This window comes from Oscillospiraceae bacterium CM, from assembly GCA_022870705.1.
In the GTDB taxonomy this organism is placed as follows: Bacteria; Bacillota; Clostridia; order Oscillospirales; family Oscillospiraceae; genus Sporobacter.
In genome coordinates this window covers 255,402-275,799 of the sequence record CP072107.1, presented here as the reverse complement: position 1 = coordinate 275,799, position 20,398 = coordinate 255,402, and the positions used below count along the sequence as shown (strand labels likewise).

General features: G+C 44.2%; 15 protein-coding genes. 9 read left to right on the top strand and 6 right to left on the bottom strand.

Annotation, left to right across the window (positions count from 1 at the left end):
• The first annotated feature begins 34 nt into the window (after positions 1-34).
• The 4 genes from IZU99_01405 to IZU99_01390 all read left to right on the top strand — a co-directional run bounded on the left by IZU99_01405 (position 35) and on the right by IZU99_01390 (position 3,963).
• Positions 35-382 carry a hypothetical protein gene (locus tag IZU99_01405; GenBank protein ID UOO37953.1) on the top strand — a complete coding sequence of 116 codons (348 nt, stop codon included), beginning with the start codon at positions 35-37 and terminating at the stop codon, positions 380-382.
• Positions 383-928: 546 nt separating this feature from the next.
• Positions 929-1,486 carry an SLATT domain-containing protein gene (locus IZU99_01400; protein UOO37952.1) on the top strand — a complete coding sequence of 186 codons (558 nt, stop codon included), beginning with the start codon at positions 929-931 and terminating at the stop codon, positions 1,484-1,486.
• A 2-nt stretch (positions 1,487-1,488) separates the two neighbouring features.
• Positions 1,489-2,796 carry a nucleotidyltransferase domain-containing protein gene (locus tag IZU99_01395; GenBank protein UOO37951.1) on the top strand — a complete coding sequence of 436 codons (1,308 nt, stop codon included), beginning with the start codon at positions 1,489-1,491 and terminating at the stop codon, positions 2,794-2,796.
• 45 nt (positions 2,797-2,841) lie between these two features.
• Positions 2,842-3,963 carry a hypothetical protein gene (locus IZU99_01390; GenBank protein ID UOO37950.1) on the top strand — a complete coding sequence of 374 codons (1,122 nt, stop codon included), beginning with the start codon at positions 2,842-2,844 and terminating at the stop codon, positions 3,961-3,963.
• 285 nt (positions 3,964-4,248) lie between these two features.
• On the opposite strand, the gene IZU99_01385 is transcribed toward IZU99_01390, so the two are convergent.
• Positions 4,249-4,566 carry a recombinase zinc beta ribbon domain-containing protein gene (locus IZU99_01385; protein ID UOO37949.1) on the bottom strand — a complete coding sequence of 106 codons (318 nt, stop codon included), beginning with the start codon at positions 4,564-4,566 and terminating at the stop codon, positions 4,249-4,251.
• On the opposite strand from IZU99_01385, the gene IZU99_01380 reads away from it, so the two are divergent.
• Positions 4,547-7,201, top strand: coding sequence for an S-layer homology domain-containing protein (locus tag IZU99_01380; protein ID UOO37948.1), 2,655 nt, complete (start codon positions 4,547-4,549; stop codon positions 7,199-7,201). The two genes, IZU99_01385 and IZU99_01380, sit on opposite strands and share 20 nt — an antisense overlap.
• 160 nt (positions 7,202-7,361) lie before the next feature.
• Here IZU99_01380 and IZU99_01375 read toward each other — a convergent pair whose 3' ends face one another.
• Both IZU99_01375 and IZU99_01370 read right to left on the bottom strand, forming a co-directional pair.
• Positions 7,362-8,810 carry a GGDEF domain-containing protein gene (locus tag IZU99_01375; protein UOO37947.1) on the bottom strand — a complete coding sequence of 483 codons (1,449 nt, stop codon included), beginning with the start codon at positions 8,808-8,810 and terminating at the stop codon, positions 7,362-7,364.
• Positions 8,811-9,072: 262 nt separating this feature from the next.
• Positions 9,073-9,312 carry a hypothetical protein gene (locus IZU99_01370; protein ID UOO37946.1) on the bottom strand — a complete coding sequence of 80 codons (240 nt, stop codon included), beginning with the start codon at positions 9,310-9,312 and terminating at the stop codon, positions 9,073-9,075.
• Positions 9,313-9,454: 142 nt separating this feature from the next.
• On the opposite strand from IZU99_01370, the gene IZU99_01365 reads away from it, so the two are divergent.
• Entirely contained in the window at positions 9,455-9,772 is a 318-nt protein-coding gene (locus IZU99_01365) for a helix-turn-helix transcriptional regulator (GenBank protein ID UOO37945.1), read from the top strand.
• Between the two features lie 778 nt (positions 9,773-10,550).
• On the top strand, positions 10,551-12,584 hold the full coding sequence (locus IZU99_01360; GenBank protein ID UOO37944.1) for a hypothetical protein: 2,034 nt from the start codon (positions 10,551-10,553) through the stop codon (positions 12,582-12,584).
• Positions 12,585-13,309: 725 nt separating this feature from the next.
• Here IZU99_01360 and IZU99_01355 read toward each other — a convergent pair.
• From IZU99_01355 to IZU99_01345, 3 genes are read right to left on the bottom strand one after another with little or no spacing between them, the layout of a single operon-like run.
• Positions 13,310-13,906: a hypothetical protein gene (locus IZU99_01355; GenBank protein ID UOO37943.1), complete on the bottom strand. Its 597-nt coding sequence runs from the start codon at positions 13,904-13,906 to the stop codon at positions 13,310-13,312.
• Between the two features lie 59 nt (positions 13,907-13,965).
• Positions 13,966-14,490, bottom strand: a complete 525-nt coding sequence (locus tag IZU99_01350) for a TIGR02391 family protein (protein UOO37942.1) — start codon at positions 14,488-14,490, stop codon at positions 13,966-13,968.
• A 1-nt stretch (position 14,491) separates the two neighbouring features.
• Positions 14,492-15,217: a DUF5343 domain-containing protein gene (locus IZU99_01345; GenBank protein ID UOO37941.1), complete on the bottom strand. Its 726-nt coding sequence runs from the start codon at positions 15,215-15,217 to the stop codon at positions 14,492-14,494.
• Between the two features lie 527 nt (positions 15,218-15,744).
• Here IZU99_01345 and IZU99_01340 point away from each other — a divergent pair.
• Together IZU99_01340 and cadA are read left to right on the top strand one after the other, a co-directional pair.
• On the top strand, positions 15,745-17,616 hold the full coding sequence (locus tag IZU99_01340) for a sulfite exporter TauE/SafE family protein (protein UOO38708.1): 1,872 nt from the start codon (positions 15,745-15,747) through the stop codon (positions 17,614-17,616).
• A 39-nt stretch (positions 17,617-17,655) separates the two neighbouring features.
• Complete coding sequence (gene cadA, locus IZU99_01335; GenBank protein ID UOO37940.1) at positions 17,656-20,169, top strand: cadmium-translocating P-type ATPase; 2,514 nt, start codon at positions 17,656-17,658, stop codon at positions 20,167-20,169.
• Positions 20,170-20,398 lie beyond the last annotated feature (229 nt).

Genomic DNA, 20,398 nt, shown 5'->3' with positions numbered 1-20,398 from the left:
CCTGTGACGCGGACCGTTCCAAACGGAAAGGAATATGACAGAAACAGAGATAAACGATGCCTTGCAGAGGATCGAGCAGCTTCCGTTGCCCCCCAAGCGCAGAACCGGCGCTCAATACCGGCGTCAAATGCGCTTCCACAAGAATGACCAGCTGATGGAGATCGTCACCCGGCACTATATCCCTCATGCCGGATATATCGATTGGGGCTTCGACGGCAGGACACTTCTTCATTCTGGCAAGTACATCAAGTATCCGAAGAACAGCAACTGCCAGAAGTGGATGAAACGGGAAACGGGCCACCGTATCCGGAAATGCGAATACGCGCCAAGGAAAGGCAACTTCTACCGTCGCCTTTTTGATTACTGGTGGACACTGTACTGAATTACCAGAGTACCTTCTATGCGTGTGTACATCTTCGTATATAGAAAGCACTATATATCCAGTGTCTACACCATTGGATACGCGATATATAGTGATGTCCTCTTGCATACCACTATAAATTGCAGTATAATGGATAATAAACATAAAAAATACAGAAGTGTAGGGAATGACTTATAGTGAGCGCCAAAACGATATCCTGAAAACTGCATCATCTTTAGATATATTACCTTCAATGTTCGCGGACGTAAAAGATAAATATCAGAATACCACGACTATTATATGCTCGCACTGAGTAAACCGGCCATCAGTTCCCTTGTGTTGCTGGATAGCATCAGTGGCAAAAATGATCAAATCGGACAAGCTGTCCAATTCACTACAGGGGTGTCTTAGTAGCGGTGTAAAGAAGGTCTGGTTTCCGATGGCTTCTGCAGCTGATTTCGGTAGTGTGCCTGTAGAACTGGTTGGGTGTTTCAGCGTGATTTCCTATCAAACTGCAGAATACGCAGCGGTTAAGACACTGGAGATGGAAAATTGGAGGCACAGAGTATGGATAAAACATATTCAATTCTCGAATCGTCCGTGAGGGAAACACTCGCAAGCGTGGTGTGGTCCCATAAAATTCAAGAGAAGCAGGCTGACATTTGTTCAGGCCAGTTTAAAATCATGGAAACAGCGAAGGTCGTTTCTGCCTCTATGACATCTGTGGGCATCGTTTCCTTGATTTTTACAGATCAGTTGTGGCTTAAAATTGTGTCTGCTTTACTATCATTCATTTCCATCTTTGTAAGTGCCTTTTTCAAATCATTTGATCTGCAGACGATGGTCAGCCAACATAAAGCTGCGGCAAATAATTTGTTGGCAATACGAGATGAACTCAAACTAATTATATTACAGATACACCTTGAGAAAGATGAGCCAACAGCTCTCTACGAAAAATATGAGGACACTGTTCATCAACTTGACAAGATCTATGCAGATGCACCGAACACTTCCGATAAGGCAGTCGCTATGGCACGGATTGCGCTGAACATCACCCAGGATAATACATTTTCTGATGAGGAAATCGACCGTCTTCTTCCAGATGAATTAAAGAAAGGAGTTTAATCTTGTCTCTCAAACAGGATTTCGAAACATTTTGCGATGACATTCAGCTTGACAACAAAGCAGATATGGAATCAACTGCAGGAGAAATCGCAAAAAAGTTAAATGCTCACTATTATGGCCTCGATAAGGATACTTCCTCACACATGTACATAGTTGGCTCCGTTGGCAGAGAAACTGCAATTAAAAACAGCAGTGATCTTGATCTCCTTTTCGATTTGCCACAAAGTGTATATAAAAAATACGATGATTATCAAAGCAATGGCCAGTCAGCACTTTTGCAAGACGTAAAGGATGTTCTAAAAGAGAGGTATCCAAACACGAAAATGCGGGGCGATGGGCAAGTGGTCGTGATCGAATTCACGAAATACACAGTTGAACTTGTTCCGGCATTTATTCAGTCGGATAACCGTTTTAAGTATCCAGATACACATGATGACGGCAAATGGAAATATACCGATCCGTTAAGCGAACAAGAGGAATGTAAAAAATGCAACGATAATTCGGATGGCATATATTTTAATTTTTGCCATATCATACGGAGCTGGAAAAATACGATTGGTTTTGAATTTGGTGGCCTGCTGATAGACACTTTGATCTATAATCACTTTTCAGAAAATGATGATTATAGCGATTACGGATACGGCGATTACTTGAATATTCTCCAAAATGTTTTCGAATATCTAAAATCTCAAGATAAAAATCGAAGTTATTGGTTTGCAGTCGGAAGCAATCAGCAAGTCGATAATTCCGGGGGCGGAGTTTTTGTATCAAAGGCCAATAAGGCATTCAAGAGGATCGCCGATGCCTTGGAATCCGGCGACGACATTAATTCCGTTCTAAGAGAGCTGCTTGGAAATAGCTTCCCTGCGAGTGCAACCACAGCTAAAAACTCTTTTTCTACGGCAAGCTACAGCTATCGAAATACGGAACAGTTCATAGAGAACCTGTTCCCCGTTGATATCCGGTACGCACTACAGCTTGACTGCCGAATATCTCAGGATGGTTGGCGCGATTTCTTTCTCCGGGCGTTCCTGAAAGATAATGGAATTTTGCGTCGCAACAAGAGCTTGGACTTCTTTATTTATAAAACGGATTGCCCTGGTCCATATTCAATTTATTGGAAGGTTAGAAATGTCGGCCATGTGGCTGAGGAGAGGGACAATATTCGAGGGCAAATTAAAAAGACAGATTCCACGCACCAAAAAGAACATACAGATTTTCAGGGTTCGCACTTTGTAGAATGTTATCTGGTTAAAAACGGTGTGTGTGTTGCCAAGGACAGGATAGACGTTCCTATTGGTACGATATAACGTTAAGATATTTGTGATACTGCTTGTTTTTGGAGGGGGTGCTGTGTGGAACTGAAAAACCCTTTTGCATTGAGGAGCGGCGTAATCATTACAATAGCCGATCTCACGCCGGATGAGCGTGGACGCAATTGCCAGTGTATATGTCCTGAATGTAAAGGCCATTTTATAGCGGCAATGGGTAAAATCAGGCAGCCGCACTTCAGACACGATGGTGAATCGTGCGACTCCATAAAAGCCCTTATGACTGCCCTTTATCGCCTTCTCGGTGAAGCTATTGATGAGCGCCCCTGCTTCGCTTTTTCGGCTTGCTATGGTTTGTATTATGGAGTTCCCATTCAGCGACAAGCCACAATTGAGGATATACGCAAGGCCGTAAAACTGATGGATAACGATTTTGAAGACTCCGAATTGATTATCAAGGCAAAGACCTTTGATGTAGAAAAATACGAAATTCACAGCAATACAAAGGGAATCCCGGATGCAATTCTCCTTACGGATAATGTCAAACACCACCAACTTGCAGTATCCCTTGTGCCGCCACCAACGTTTTGCAAAATATCAGAGCCAAAGCCGTTTCAGGATATCCCAACAATTGCAATCCATATGGGTGCCGATTTTGATTTGCATCACATGAAGTCGGATGAAGTGAAGATTCGCTTGCGTGATAAGGCTGATGACAAGAAGTGGATCAGCAGTCCCGCAATTGAAGCTTGGCTACTGAAAAACCTTGCGCGTCAGCATGAATATTACGAGAAACACCTTGCAGAGGAGCAAACTCGCAAACAAGCTTTGGCAAAGGAAAACGCAGGACGCGAAAAGATACGCGCAAAGGCCATGTTGTTACAGGATGAGCGGCAAAAAGCCGATAACGCTCAAATCACGCACCTGCATCAGATAATGACCGAATATCGTAATCGCAAGCAGATAGAACATCCCCAATCTGCACTTCAATTAGTAAGCGAAGAACTACAAAAGATATCTCAGATGCTGGAAGCAAAGTATCCCATTATCCCCAATGAAATGGTTGTCGATGATGGTGGCAGACGATGGTGTTTTTGCGATACATGTCATTGTTGGAAGCCTGATGTTTTTATGGCGTCCTACGGCGGTACTGGTGATAGAGTGAATCGCGGGCTTTGCAGCGAGTGCTCACGAAAACAGAGTTAAACTATGTGCTTTCAGAATAAGAGGTATATCTTTTCTGCCCAGACTTGTTTTCCCTTCAACTTTGTTTTCTGCTCAGAAATAACAGCAAAATTAGGAGAGCCAAAACCCGAAAACCATTCTGTTCTCGTTCAAAGGGACAAATTGTGAACCGGGGTTGTTATGTATGAGGCGGATGGCGCAAGCTGTCCGCCTTGTGCTGTTATGCGATGTTTTCGTGTTCCACATTTTCCGCATCTTCTGTGTTGACCTGCGCTACGCAGGTCGTCAAGGATAATCTGAACCAGATCACACTCCCGGATGTAGTGGGATGAGCAGACCTCCTTGCCCCTTTTTCTTGTAGGTATAGCACATGAAGTCGTTTTTGACCGCCTCCATCGTGTGCGCCCGGTGCAGGACAAGGGGCTTTCCACAGTCGGTGCAGAAGACCAGTCCAGAGAATAAATTGGGTTCCTCCATCTGCTTCGGCACGCGCTTTTTCCGCTGGCGGAGCTCCTGCACCAGATCCCACTGCTCCTGCGTGATCAGCGCTTCGTGGGTGTCCTTTACCAGAATCTGCTCGGACTCATCATGGTGAACAGTTTTCTTGGTCTGCCAACTCGCCAAGGTAATTCCGCAGTACAGCTATAGAATCGGCATTTTTTTCTGCCCCATATGTCTTTTCGCCAATGATACTTTTCAGGAAATCCCAGAATGCGGCGGTCATATTACTTTCGTTTATAGCCAGCACAACCGGCGGCTGAGAGGTCTTTGCCACAATGACACCGAACTCCTCCCGCGCATAGACAGTGTAACGATCTTCCGTTGGTTTATCGATCAAATGAATGTGATAATTTTTAAAGGATTCAAGCAGCGCAAGAATGTGCTTCAGATGGGCGACAAACTCCTCCGGTGTGTAGTATGGATTGACCGGCCGGTACATGTCAAAGGGCTTGGTGATGATGTAAACCTTTCAAGGCACTCCTCCCTTACCGAATACGGGAATACGACAACTACGATCACTGCACCGATCGTTACCCTTGAAAAACTTAATTTCAGTAATGGAGATATGGGCATTACGTTTGATAAATTTTCAAAATACGCGTATTCCAGCTATCCGGATTTTTATAAGATATTGGGCTGCAACTTTACCAACTTTACTCAGATCGCTATCTATGAACCGGGATATACAATTGATGGTTACGAAACCGTTCCCGGCAGTACCACCGAAATACGAAACAATATTATTTCGAGAACGACAGATGCGCCAAACGGTTCGGGGGTACATCTTATCAATCAGTCGGAAAACCTTTATTTTTCCAACAATACACTTTCTGGAGATTACAATTATGGAATCACCCTAAATGGGCAAAATATTTATACAACAGATAATAGCATCTCTGTCAACAGCCAATATAATGAGTTTGCATTTGAGATTAATAACACGAAAAACCTGGAATGCGCCGATAATGTAATCTCTAATAGCGGTGTCGTTGCAGACGGATCAGGTACCTCAGGATTAATCTTATATTTTAATGACACAGAGGGTTCCTCAAGTAAAGAAATTTATCAAAATCATATCCACGGATTTAACTCTGGAGCTATACTTATTGGAAACGAGATCTCAGAAATTTATGATGTCACAATCGGTGGGACTGCTTCCAATGCAAATGATTTCAGTGACAATGAATTTGGGCTGACGAGTTCATTGAGTAATTTCAATTCATCACCCACTAATGCCAGCTACAATATATGGGGGCGAGCAGATGATTTGCTTCCTGGTTATATTAAAGGCAGCCACTATAGCGCGGATTATCAACCTGTAACTTATTTGCCTACTGCATCCATGACGCTTTCAGATGATGCAACCTTATCCGGACTATCAGCTTCAGGCATTACACTCTCACCCGTCTTTGACAGCGCAACAACCGGCTATACTGCAAATGTCAGCAATAGTACCAGCAGCACAACCGTCAGCGTTGTTACGTCTGATGATTCAGCTACAGTAACCATCAACGGCACGGCTGGTTCAAGCAAGGCGGTTGCGCTGAATGTCGGAAGCAATACCATAACAGTGCAAGTGACTGCTGAAGATGATACGACAACCACCTATACAATCGACATTAGCAGGGCTGTCAGCGATGGCGGTGGTGAAAATGGCGGTGGTGGTGGCACACCGACTGACACAGGTACTAAGGTCACCGTCACAACCACCGACGGTCAAGTCTCTGTCACAGGCACCCTGACTCAAACAAACGGAGGTACACAGGTTGTTATTAAGAACGATGATTTCAATAAAGTAAATACTGCCGACAAACCAGTTGCTGTCAATGCACATTTAGCCACAGTAGCCTTTGATAAAAAGGCTATGGATACCATCGGCACGGCGGCCGGCTCCGGCGATGTGATACTGACGGTGCGTCAGGTGCCTGCCACCGAGCTGTCGGCAGCCCAGAAGGCGCTGGTCGGTTCCCGACCCGTTTATGACTTTACGGTTACCGGAGGTGGCAAGACAATTTCTAATTTCAACGGCGGACACGCAACGGTCAGCATTCCGTATACCTTAGGAACGGGTGAACATCCCCACGCCATCGTCATCTGGTATCTCAGCGACAGCGGTAAGCTTGTTGGGATGCGCGGGCACTACGATGCCGCAACAAAATCTGTGGTCTTTAGGACACCGCACTTCTCAAGCTTTGTCGTTGGATACAATCCTATCGGCTTTCAGGATGTACCTGCAGGCGCTTGGTATGAGAGCGCAGTGACCTTCCTTGCGGCACGGGACATCACCACAGGCACCGGGGATGGGAATTTTAGTCCTGATGCAGCTTTAACCCGCGGTCAGTTTATCGTGATGCTGATGCGGGCATACGGCATCGAGCCGGACGCAAACCCTGTAGATAATTTTGCAGACGCAGGTAACACCTATTATACGAATTTTATAGCGACAGCTAAGCGGCTTGGCATTACAAATGGCATTGGAAATAACCTGTTCGCTCCCGACAGGGAAATCACCCGACAGGAGATGTTCACCCTGCTCTACAATGCGCTGACGGTAATTGGTGAGCCCCCTGAAGGAAATGCCGGCAAGGAGCTTTCGGACTTCAGTGATGCAGACAGAGTTGCTTCCTGGGCTAAGAATGCAATGACATTGCTTATTGAAACAGGTTCCATCAGCGGCAGTAGTGGAAAACTCTTTCCTACCGAAAGTACAACTCGAGCGGAAATGGCACAGGTGCTATATAATTTATTGATAAAGTAACTTCGACATAAAAAAGAAGAACCAGAAGCAGAAAGTCAGTCACTATAAAAGGTGACTGACTTTCTGCTTCTGGTTTGCCCCGTGCCGGTTGCCCCTCGGTCCAATGAATATTCCTGTGATCAATAGCCCTTAACGAAAACCTTTATGCTGAATCTCACATTTATAGTTCATGCGCTTTATTTCTGCCCCCGGCTTTTGATTGATACATGGCACGATCCGCCCGGTTGATCGCATCAATAAAGTCCCGGTCATCCTCATTGAAATAGGATATGCCAACGGATATGGTTGGATTTATCGTTTCTGCGCCAACTTCAATCGTCTGATCCGATACAGTATTCAGCAGTTTTTTTGCAAAGGGCAGGGCACTTTCCTTGCTTAGTCCGCCAAAGATTCCGATAAACTCATCTCCGCCCCAGCGCAGCAGCATATCTCCGCTGCGGATATTCGTCTGTACTGCTTCCGCGATAGAGCGAATAACCCGATCTCCCACGGAATGTCCATAGGTATCGTTGACTTTTTTGAGGTTGTCAATATCAAACAGCAAAATGGCAGGAGATGGTTCTCCTTGCCTAAAACGCTCAAAGGCTGATGTGAGAAATTCGTCTCCAAACCTCCTGGAACCCGCCTTTGTAAGGGGATCCAAGTTCGCTTCCGTCACGGCATCTTTTAACGAACGGCGGATATCCTCAAGATTGACCAGCTCGCCTTTTGCGTATCGAGCGACAAAAATGTAAACTGCAATCGTAAAAGCGAGCAGAATGCTGATTCCGGCCAGCAAGGTCTGAAAGCTCAGTCGGTAAACCGGTTCTAATAAAGAAGCTCCACTTTGCTTGGAAATAAAATAAGCACTGTCTCGCATGCAAAATGCTTGGTAATAAAAGTCCTCTTTATAAAAAAGAGAGGAAATGGCATCGCTTCGCACCGTGTTTGCGGTTGAGGACAAACTCTCAAATTCATCTTGATAAATAATCTCCAATTTAATTGTATCAGTAGAGAGCGTCTGAATCTGGTCACTCAAGTCAAAAACAAGCTTGTCATAGCCAATCACCCGTCCTTCCGAAAGAATGGGTGATAGCATGGCGAAAAAGGTATGTTCATCCGTCAGGCAAAGAGCGGAAGAAACCTCGCTGTTTTCCGCCAGCCGGTCTTCCGTTGTGCAAAAATGATCTTTATAATCCGCAGAGAGATACTCGGCGATGATCGTGTCGTCTACAAAACGCTCAGCCCTGATTAAGTGCTCGAGCGCCTTGGCCCCATCTTGATACTTTGGCTGCGTATATGCAATAAGCTCAGCCATGTCTATTTCGCCGTTTTCATATTCGAGAATTGCGTTTCGTATCACGGTTCTGCTGGACATACTCCTTGCCCCTTCAATCCCGCGGTCGATGCTATTTTGCAGGGAAGCATAGCTGATATAAGACATCCGGTCAAAATTATCTATCAAGCTTTGTTGCAGCTCGGTTTTTAACGGCAGATAGATGAGAAGAATAACAGCAACCGAAGAAACGGCAACTAACGCAGTAAGCGTTATGATGACCCGCTTAATAAATATTTGTATTGAGTAGGTGCGGTTACCCATCCCCGGCGTTTTCTTTGAACCAGGCTGCATATTATTTCCTCCGAGCTATCCTGCATACTTAGTAAAGTGCCGCACAAAAGAAAATGCTTCACGCTGTACGGCACCCGAATAGATTTATATCACCATCGACACACCGTATTTTGCGCTGTAGGAATCAATATTCATCCTGCGGCAACTCGATAATATAGTACTGCAAATATTATACCACCATATGGAGATTTTGCATCCGCTTACCGACATTCTATGAGGCTTTTTATCGAACGCTGTAACACAATGTCGCCTGTTCCTATTGTCATGTCGCACCGCGATGCCTCACTGTTTCGGCGAGATGCACTATCAATTCTTCCGGGGTTGGAACTTCACCCTCGCATGGGATGCTATTCCAATACATTTTAACTTGAGGGTCGGTACTGCACAAACCGTTCAGCATGGCCAATTGCATATGCTTTCTCACATAATCAACACTCACACCGTCTCGTTCGGCAAGCTTCTTAATCGTATTTCGCGCATTTATAAGATCGGGTTTATTCATAACGACTGCCTCCAACAGTATAATTCCTGATAATTATACCACTGATGGCGGCATATATCAACATATATAGACACCATCCGCGTGCGGATTCATGCTGTAAAAAGTATAGAATTATATTTGCACAGATAGCGAGGTGGAATCTATGGACTATAACTTTATCCGGCGGAGAATAACAGAATTGCGCCTTAAGAAGGGTGTATCGGAATATCAGATGAGCCTTGATCTTGGTCATAGCAGAAGCTACATACAAAATATAGCCTCAGGACGTTCAAAACCTTCTATTGAGGAATTTCTGTATATGTGCGAATATTTAAGCGTAACCCCTAAGGCCTTTTTTGATGAAAGCGAAGCGGAACCCATTTTGATACAGAAGGCACTTGATGGTATGCGCACTCTTTCTGACAAGGACATGCTCACCCTGATTGGATTGATTGACAGACTCAAAGAAGAAAAACGATAGAATTGTATAACGGTGCAACAACAACGGCTGATTAAATAATCGGTCGTTGCTTTTACTACCACCATTTTTTCACAGATGTTTTTATTGGGAAAGCTACTGTGCAGCCAATGTTCAAACTCTTCTTCAGAACACCCATTCCTGCCCGGCGGGCACACACGGCGCGGCCGAAAAGTACTATATCATTGCATATAAACAGAGATTAACTCTACGATGTCATTTCCTCTGATATCTGTTGTTCAGTATCCGCAGATATTAAAACAACGAAACCACAAGCATTGATAAGAGCATAGCCGGACAGGATTTTCTCCTGTCCGGCTATGCTCTTCCGTACCTGTTTGCCATAGGGGTTCACATCATATCCCTATGAATGCTATCCCTTGATAATAAAGGATTTTCAGCCATTATCTTAATCACTGCAACCCGCCACAGTAAAATCAAGGCTTTGAGACACTTCTCGAAGCCTTGATTTTTTGCGTTTTCCTTCATATTTTCCTTAATACGGCGCTTGTTATTGGGTACTATCACGTATTGATACACAGTAATAAAAATGAATTCAATAACATCAAATATATGAATTTCGAAAGAAAATATTGACAGGAGGTTACTCCTGTAGTATTTTGTTTCTATAAGACATCTTGACTCAGGTGACGAACTTCGAAAACGTCGCTGTTTTGCCAAGTTGGATTGGCCTCTTCGGACAGGCTGAAATACACTCCAAATATTGTTGGGGCGTGGCCTGCGGGGCTGCGCCCCAATTTTTATTTTTGGAGGATAAAAAATGGCAGAGTTTTTTGAAAGTATGATGAAAGACCCAAAGTTAGTAGATGCATTGTTTCACAGACAGCAAAGTGCAGATACTATCGCCCTTATGGGACCCACTAGTAGCGCAAAGTCAACTGTGCTCACTGAACTTCTTCCGCCAGCAAGCAACAAACTCTTAGGTCTCAATGTAGGAGACACAGCACAAACGACTCTTATTCCACCGTTCCTTATGCTTAATAGTCGTTTGAAGGAGAATCAGGTCATTATCAGGTGCATACCCAGGCAGAGGGAGTTATACCCGGATTTTGTTGATCAGATCAAATTTATACTTGCCGAAGTGTTATATGCAGAACGCGATGAATTAGAAGATTTCGAAATATCAGAAGGAATTATAAGAAAAGTGCTCGATCCTATTGATCGCCGATTCCATGCCTTTGAATTTGCAAAACATAACAAGCTTATAGATTCGTTTGCTGACATATTAAATAGGATGTCTGAAAAGATAATTGAGGAGCCAGAGCCACTTGCAGAAGCAGCTAATGCCCGTTATAAGCAGATTAAAGGTAAAGATCAACGTGTTAAAAAGTATGATGCTTTTGAACAGTTGATTGACGAACGATTCTCAACTAATTTAGAAGAAGAACAGATTATAAAAAAATGGTATGATGAACTTGTTGAAGCAGTAAAAAATGATCTTTCTCACCTCTGGACTTACCCAGATAGACTAGTACTGCTTGGGAACCCGACTAGTCAAGATATTTCAGAGCTAATAGGAAAACTTTACTCGAAAACCAGTGCCTGCTCCCTTGCATTTGAAGAAGTCCAGTATATGACTTGTCCATCTGAAGCAGTCAAAAATGAATACATATATTTAGACGATAAATATATGGATAGAACCATCAAACTTTCAGTTCGCGACAGTATAGGATTGACACAAAGTTCTCAGGAGCGAGATGAAATTAGCACTAACATCGATGCTGTTCTTGCAAATGACAGTGATGCCATTTTATTCTTATGTGCATCAGATGAACAACCCATCATATATGATATGTGCGTAGAGCTTTTGAAAGAAAAGACAAAGAAGTTAGATGATAAGCCGTTAACCATTTGTAGAACTAAAGCGGATGTTCGTATACGTAACATCATGGTTGACAATTGGCGTCAAGAGCATGGTACTAACTCAGTGGATCCAGATAAATATGACGAATACATAAATCGAGCTTTTTATACTTTTTGCGAAATATTAGAACAAGACAGAGAGAAAGCGCCTGAGAATACAAAAATGGAGTTCCTCAGTTTAGCAACGGATAATACCGAAAAAATGAATGCTCACTTGGATAACGAATTGCGAAACACGCGTATCATACAGATTTTATTTGATTTAAGTATGAGGGTTGATAAGGCGTTCGATGGAGGCCGCCCATGGTTGCAAAGCCATAGTTGGGTAGAATATCCTATAAAGGTTGATGGGACGCTAGGTGATTTGGGCCAGACAATTGCGATTGCTATGGTTGGAAAAAATCATGAACAAAAGAAGCAATATGTTCAGTATATTGCTCAAGACGGGACATATCATGGACGTTCGGTAAATTGCTTCCGGAGTAAGTTGAGTTACGGTGAAGGGCATGAAACCAACGCTTCAATATATCTAAATTTTAGACTTTTCCTTACAAATATGGTCGCTCGCTGGTTACGTGAGACGCTTCCAATTCATGATATAATGAGAGACATCTCAATAGATTTTGGTAACTTGGAAGAGTCTCCTAGTGCAGAAATCGCAAGGCGAGAATTTTTGGAAAAGCTTGAAGAACGGTTACGTAAAAATTGGTCTAGTATTATTGATCAATTAGCTCGTGCACTTTCATACAATTGTTTACGTAAACCATTTGCTAATGCTTTCAATTACAAAACTTGGAGCGATGGATTTCGCGAAGCCCTCAAGGTAATCGAAGGTAAGTTTTCCTCGGTCGACTATTGGAACGAGAATATCCCTAAGTTGCTAATGTTCTTGGCCGACAAACAACTTCAAAGTATGTATATATTTGATTAATTACTATTTATTTAAGGGCATTTCATTTGATGAAATGCCCTTAAATAATTTATGTTTTGAACCGCAGAAAATTCAGGCTTTGAGCAATTTTAAAATTAATTAATTCGACTTTTTAAAAAATTATAATAGTAACATTTTGAATTTAAAGTGTTACATTGGAAATTTGCAGAATATTTGAGCGCATAAACAGTGGGACACTCTAAACGAGTGTCCAAATAACTACCGTTAAAACGTAATTGAGGCTTTTTTTCAAATTTGAGACGGCAAGGTTGCCACCCATTTTGCCGTTGAATAGGAACAACGCTATTTGTTATTACAAACGTCCCTAAATTTTTCAATCATGTCTCCAACGGCCTTTTCGCCATTTTCGTATTCAATTCCAATCGTTATTCCGTCAATAACCTTTTCTGACGATTCAAATGACAGCAATACGTCAAGGCTCATATCACAGAAAAAATAGAATTCTTCAACGAATTTTGTTATTTCCGATCTTTTAACAGTATTGGCAGTTGCATAAATACACACAAGGCCGCAAGTCATAGCTGCATAAGGGTGCTTCCTTTGTAATCTGAATTGACTATTCCGCCAAAACCGAATCTCTCACAATCAAAAACATTACGAAGGATAAGTTCAATACTCACAGCATTACTTTGTGCATGTGCTCCTATCATACAAGTACCTACTTTCTTATAATATTCTTCTTTTTCATTGATTGTTCCGATATACTAAGAAATCAAGTTTTCGCCGGAGTATTGACTAATTTCATTAAAAATATTCGCAACATAGTCTTTTGCTTCAGGCTCATTTGCATACCACATATATCTTCCTATGCCAAAACCATGCGAACGGCTTTTAGGTACACCCCATTTTGGACTTATTATCTCAGCGAATGGAAAATGTACACAGGTTGTCTTTACTGCTACAACGTTATAAACATAACCGTTTTCCGGACTGCCTCTACCCGGGATTTCTCCGAACGGCAAGACCTTCACCCTGCGGAACACCTCGGCATTTGTATACCAACCAACAATCGCAGTTCTTCCAAGCGGCTTTATTGAAGAACACCATACTACAGTTAAACCTGTGGCAGAATTTACGTTTTTAAATGCATCATCGATTTTCTCAATATGTACATGACGGGATTTGCCGTGTTTATTTCCACCTTGTGTATAACCGGCTTCAAAAAAGCCCAGACAAACTTTTTTGCCATCTACTAATAATGGGTCAAAATTGTATTTTTCGCACGCATCGCCTGTTTCGCGTACATACTTAAAGTAACCTTGCAGTTCACCGTTGAAACGGTAGGAAATATTTGCAAACAATACTCTATGGCTTATTTACATCACCGCTTAACTTCAAATAAGAGAATTATTTTACTTTCTTAGGGAGCTGTTTTCTTAGGAATACACTCTGCTAAATGAATTCTTTCAACAAGATGATTTGCTAATACTAATAACTGCAGCGCTCTTTGCTCAGCATCTTCCCAATCACATTCATGCGCACGAGGGTTTCGTATTCCAATCATGCATCCAGATATTATTTGCATATAACCATTCTGTTCATCAATCTCCGAGGTAGTTCCACCTGAATTAAGTTTGAGAATAGGTGAACTCGGACTAAAGGCAAAATTCATCAGTTTTGCTCCGGTTAATCCTTCATTCTCTGGTTTTGACAATTTTTTCACTAAATTATCAATGTACTTGTAAGCCTCTTCAACAGCTCGTGCATGATGCCCATCTCGAAATAGCTGTTGAACAACTTTTCTTAGTCCCACGTCTGTGACTAACTCATCAAACAAATCGTGTTTAGGTTGCTCATCGGCCCGCTTATCAGGTACAGAATTAACCGCTGGATTAGAGGATAATTCTTTACTAAGCACCTTTATTTTACCAAAAATATTGTTCATATTAGTTTTTACTATATAAATGCTTTGAAATACTGGAAAAAATACTATCTATTTGTTGAGGAGAAGCATCCGGAGAGATATGTATTTGTAAATCAATATGTAATGATGGTTGAACCAATGAAGCTGTGTTTCCCAAAGGATCTGAATTCAAATTGTTGTTTTTGTCCACATCTTGCGTATTGTTATTTGCATTATTTTCAGAGCCGCTATTTTGAACTGTTTTTACGCTTGATAGCTTGGGCTTAATTACTTTTTTGTCAGAAGCATTTTTTGTAGGTTTCGTTGATTTTGATAATTCGTCGGTACTTTTTACATTCCCATCTTTAAGCAGAAGAAATGTCGCAGTTACCTTTTTTGCTGCGCTGTCGCCTAATTGGCCAGTATGCATAAACCAATCAGTAGCCTTTTTTGCGTCGACTGTTTTATCTGGAAACAAATCTTTAAGTTCGACTGGATATAATTCATCAACAATTGACGAACACACATTTGTGTATTGAGCATCTGTTCTCCAATCGTTTGCTCTGGACGTTGGTTTGTTATTCTCATCAACAATTTTCATTTGTCTTAAAGGAGCAAGAATATTTCTTGCAGATTGGTCGGAAGTAAGACTTAATAAAGATTTCAAATAGCTAATACTTACAACAGATGGTACAGTTTTTTTAAACTGCTCTCTTAATGTCCACCAGCTAGTCTCAGCAATCATAGGATAATACTGCTTTTCTGCCAATTCTGTCACTCCCCTAATCATTTTAGAAAATTATAACTCTATTTGGCAAAGATTGCAATATTATGGGGTTGCTAACATGTTCTCATTAATATCTTCCTTCATATTAAGCAAAAACATAATAGCAAACAGTATAACATAACTTCAAATTACAGCGATATAATGCTGTTATTAAAGCGAAATAACACATAATAGCGCACGTTACCATATATTGTCAGTAACGCATAACCCGAAGGTCGTAGGTTCAAATTCTGCCTCCGAAACCAGGAATAGACGTCACTTTGAGACAATTTTAAAGAACAAAAAACCCCTTATTCAAGGGGTTTTTTCTATTGAACTGCCGTCAAATAATCGGTTAATGATTTTTGAGTCAACACCGTTACTGGCTCAGGAAATATGACGGATTTGTAAATTTAAAATTTTGTCGGCAATCTTCATCAAATCTTCAAATCCAGCGGATAGACTTTGACCATCGATACCCAACCGAAATAGGACTCGAGCAAAGGAGATATTTCATGGCAAAACAATGGATTTCTGAAGAGATGAAAATTGATGGCATGTCCTGTCCAAGCTGTGAGATGAAGATCGAGAACAGTCTGAAGAAAAAGGCAGGCATCCGTGACGTTAAGGCTAGTTATGCTAAATCTTCTGTGACGTTTTCTTACGATCCCGACATAATATCTTTGAATGAAATAAGGGATTCGATCGAGAAACTGGATTACAAAGTCAGTAAAAGTTCTGAAAACGTAAACCTGACAACCGGCATAGCGGCGCGCGAGTCCAGTAAGTTCAGCGCGACGCAGCTCGTTGCCATCGGCCTTATCATATTCGCGCTGTACTTTATCATCCAGAATACAGTCGGCTTTAACTTTATCCCGCAGGTCTCTCAAAATATGGGCTACGGCCTCCTGTTTGTCGTCGGCCTCATCACGTCATTGCATTGCGTTGCGATGTGCGGCGGGATTAACCTTTCGCAGTGCGTGTCATATAAAGAACCTGAAACCGACTCCAAGGCGTCAAAGCTGAAGCCGAGCCTTCTGTACAACACGGGTCGCGTCATCTCTTATACTGTTATCGGCGGGATCGTCGGCGGAATCGGCTCTATCATCAGCTTCTCCAATACTGCCAAAGGCATCGTCGCTATCCTGGCCGGTTTATTTATGCTGATCATGGGTCTTAATATGACGGGTCTTTTCCCGGGGCTGCGGAAATTCGTTCCTCATATGCCTAAGCGGCTTGCAAACAAAGTGCAAACTAGCGGAACTTATGGCCCGTTCATCGTTGGCCTTCTGAATGGTCTCATGCCTTGCGGTCCCCTTCAGGCCATGCAGATTTATGCCCTCGGTACGGGAAGTGCCCTGGCCGGCGCGGCGTCAATGCTATTTTTCAGCCTCGGAACAGTCCCTCTGATGTTCGGGTTTGGAGCCGCCAGCTCCTTCTTGAGCAGCAAATTTACAAAGAAAATGATGAAAATTAGCGCCGTCCTCGTCATATTCTTGGGCGTCATTATGCTCACCCGCGGCTTCGCGCTCTCCGGCTTCACTGTGCCGAGTATCGGCTCGGCGAATGTGGCAGGTTCCGCAAACAAAGCCACCATCAGCGGCTCAGAGCAGGTTATTACGACAACGCTCCAATCGGGCAGATACACACCGATTACCGTCCAAGAGGGGATTCCCGTTAACTGGACAATTAAAGCTGACACCAATTCATTGAACGGCTGCAACGAGACAATTAAGATTCCACAATACAATATCACGCAGAAGCTGCACCCGGGTGACAACGTCATCCGCTTTACACCGGATAAGGAAGGTACGATTCCGTATTCCTGTTGGATGGGTATGATTCGCAGTACCATCACGGTCGTTTCAGACCTTGGGGCAGCAACAGCTTCGACAGGCAGCCAAGCATCTTCTGGCTCTTCTTCCTCCGGCTCCAGTGTGTTGGGGGGTGGCTGCTGCGGAAACACACCGGCTGCTTTTGCGGGCGGCAAGATTCCAACAGATAACATCGGTATTGCGAAGATCAATGGGGACGAGCAGGATGTGACGATTGACGTTGGCGCCCAAGGTTATTCCCCGGCGGTGGTCGTTGTACAAAAGGGGATTCCTGTTAAAATTACCTTCACGACAAGCGGCCTCAATTCCTGCAATAGCACGGTATTTTTCCCCGACTACGGCGGCGGATTGAATCTCCGCACAGATAAGGTAACGCCGCTCCTTCCAGTGACAAAGGATTTCACATTCCAGTGCGGCATGAATATGATTCACGGATATGTAAAGGTCGTGGACGACATCACCAAGGTTGACATGAACGCAGTCAGGCAGGCCGTCCAGAACTACAGGCCCGCTCCCGGCAGTGGCATCAGCGGTGCCGGATGTTGTGGCGGCGGCACGGTGCGCTGACAATCTTCATTTTGCTAAGTTTAGATATAGGAGGAAACTATGACTCGTAAAGAAACGATCCGACTATCGGGTATGTCCTGCGCGGCTTGCGCGGCCCGGATTGAGAAGGGGCTTGGCGCGCTCGCCGGGATTAGCTCGGCAAATGTCAATTTTGCATTGGAGCGCGCAACATTTGAAATAGATGATACCGTCACAAACCTTCAGAAAATCGAAGAGTCCATCAAGAAGCTGGGTTACGGCGTTATTAAAGAGGATTTCAACGGCGAAGACAGGGAAAAAGCGGCCCGTGAAAAGGAGATTAGAAAACTCCGGCTAACGCTGATAATTTCAATTCTTCTGAGCTTTCCTCTCGTCCTGTCGATGCTCCTGTCACTTGTCGGCATTAACATGCCCCTCCTGCACAATCCATTCCTGCAGCTGGCTATTGCAACGCCGATACAATTTATCATCGGTTTCAGGTTTTATAAGCACGCTTTTCTGGCGCTCCGGGCCAAAAGCACGAACATGGACGTCCTCATTTCACTCGGTACGTCGGCGGCCTATTTCTACAGCCTGTACAACGTTTTCTTCGAGCCGGCGAAAATGGGCGGCATGAAAGACCTTTACTTTGAGGCCGCTGCCGTGATTATCACGCTGATCCTATTGGGCAAGTATCTTGAAGCTGTCGCTAAAGGCAAGACCTCGGAGGCTATTAAAAAGCTGATGGGCCTCCAGGCCAAAACGGCTAGGGTGATCCGAAGCGGCGCTGAAATTGATATCCCGATTGAAGAGGTCGAGACGGGAGACATCGTCGTTGTTCGCCCCGGAGAAAAGGTTCCGGTGGACGGGAAGATTATAGAGGGTAATTCATCCATCGACGAATCCATGCTGACGGGCGAGAGCCTCCCTGTCGAAAAGAAGCCCGGCGATCTCTGCATCGGCGCCACCATTAATAAATTCGGCACATTTAAATTTGAAGCCACGAAAATTGGCAAAGACACAGTCCTCTCCCAGATCGTCAAGATGGTAGAGGACGCCCAGGGTTCTAAAGCGCCCATTCAAAAAATCGCAGACAAAGTCGCAGGTATCTTTGTTCCGGTCGTGGTCGGAATTGCTCTTACAACATTTTTCATATGGTTCTTTGCGACCGGCGATGTGACAAAAGCCATTATCAGCGCCGTTGCTGTCCTTGTCATCGCCTGCCCGTGTGCCCTCGGGCTGGCCACGCCGACGGCCATCATGGTTGGGACCGGCAAAGGTGCCGAAAACGGCATCCTCATCAAGGGCGGCGAGCACTTGGAGACGGCCTACAAGCTCAATACCGTCGTTTTGGACAAAACGGGCACCGTCACAAAGGGTCAGCCCGAGGTGACAGACATCATTCCGTTTGGCAAAATGAACCCTTCCGATATCCTGAAGTTGGCCGCCGTCACGGAGAAGACGTCAGAGCATCCGCTGGGCTGTGCCATTTATGAGCGCGGCAAAATGGACTTCGGTCCAATAGCAGACCCCGATAAATTTGAAGCGATCCCAGGAAGAGGGGTGAAAGCGCTCATCAACGGCAACGCAGTCCTCATCGGCACCAGAAAGCTGATGCAGGAGACAGGGCTCGAAACCGCGCAAATCAATCAGACCCTTGAAACGCTCGAGGATAACGGTAAGACCGCCATGATCATGGCGGTGGGCGACAGAATCGAGGCCATTATTGCCGTTGCCGACACCTTGAAGGAAACCTCGAAAGAAGCAATCGACGATCTCAAGCAAATGGGCGTTGACGTGTATATGATTACCGGCGATAACAAACGGACAGCAAGCGCCATCGCGCGGCAGGTCGGCATTACGAATGTTTTGGCGGAGGTCCTGCCGGAACACAAGGCCGAAGAGGTCGAAAACCTCAAAAGAGCCGGCAAGGTTGTGGCCATGGTGGGCGACGGCATCAATGACGCCCCGGCGCTGGCCACGGCGGATATCGGCATGGCTATCGGCACCGGCACGGACGTCGCCATTGAAGCGGCAGACATTACGCTGATGCGCGGTGACCTGAGGACAATTCCGGCGGCCATTCGCTTGTCCAAAAAAACCATGCGCAAAATCAAGCAGAATCTGTTCTGGGCGTTTTTCTACAACATAATCGGCATTCCGTTCGCCGCACTGGGCTTTTTGAACCCGATGATCGCCGGTGGCGCGATGGCATTTTCCTCCGTCTCCGTTGTCTCGAACTCCCTGAGCCTTAAAGGCTATAACCCGAGTAATGTCCGCTCGGCAACCCTTCATCCCGAATGGATTCTAGAAAAGCCGAAAGATAAATTGAAGAAGTCTGTTGCTCCAATTGCGTCTAAAATGAATTGCGGAGAGAAATCTATGTCACGAGTACAAGAGATACTAAGCGTTAACGGCATGTCCTGCAGCCACTGCGAGCGGGCGGTCATTAAGCACGTCGGCGCGATTGACGGTGTGGAAAACGTTCTCGTCGATCTGGCTGGGAAGAAGGTCACAGTCGTTTATGAATCTGGCAAGGTCTCGCTCGATCAGATCAAAGAAACCATTGCAGAACAAGGATACGAAGTTGCATGATTGCCTCCATGATGGGTTTTATAATATTCAAATAATCTTCATATAATCTTCACGGTTTCATGATACGATAAAATCAATAAAGCAGGAGGTGATTTCGTGCTCGGCCAACTTATTTCAAGCTGTATTCATGAATGCGGCGTCCATGGGCAAAATCTTGCCGGTTGCATTTTGATGATGCTGGGGCATTAACATTATACAAATACACCGCAGCAAGAGAGTCCGGACACGG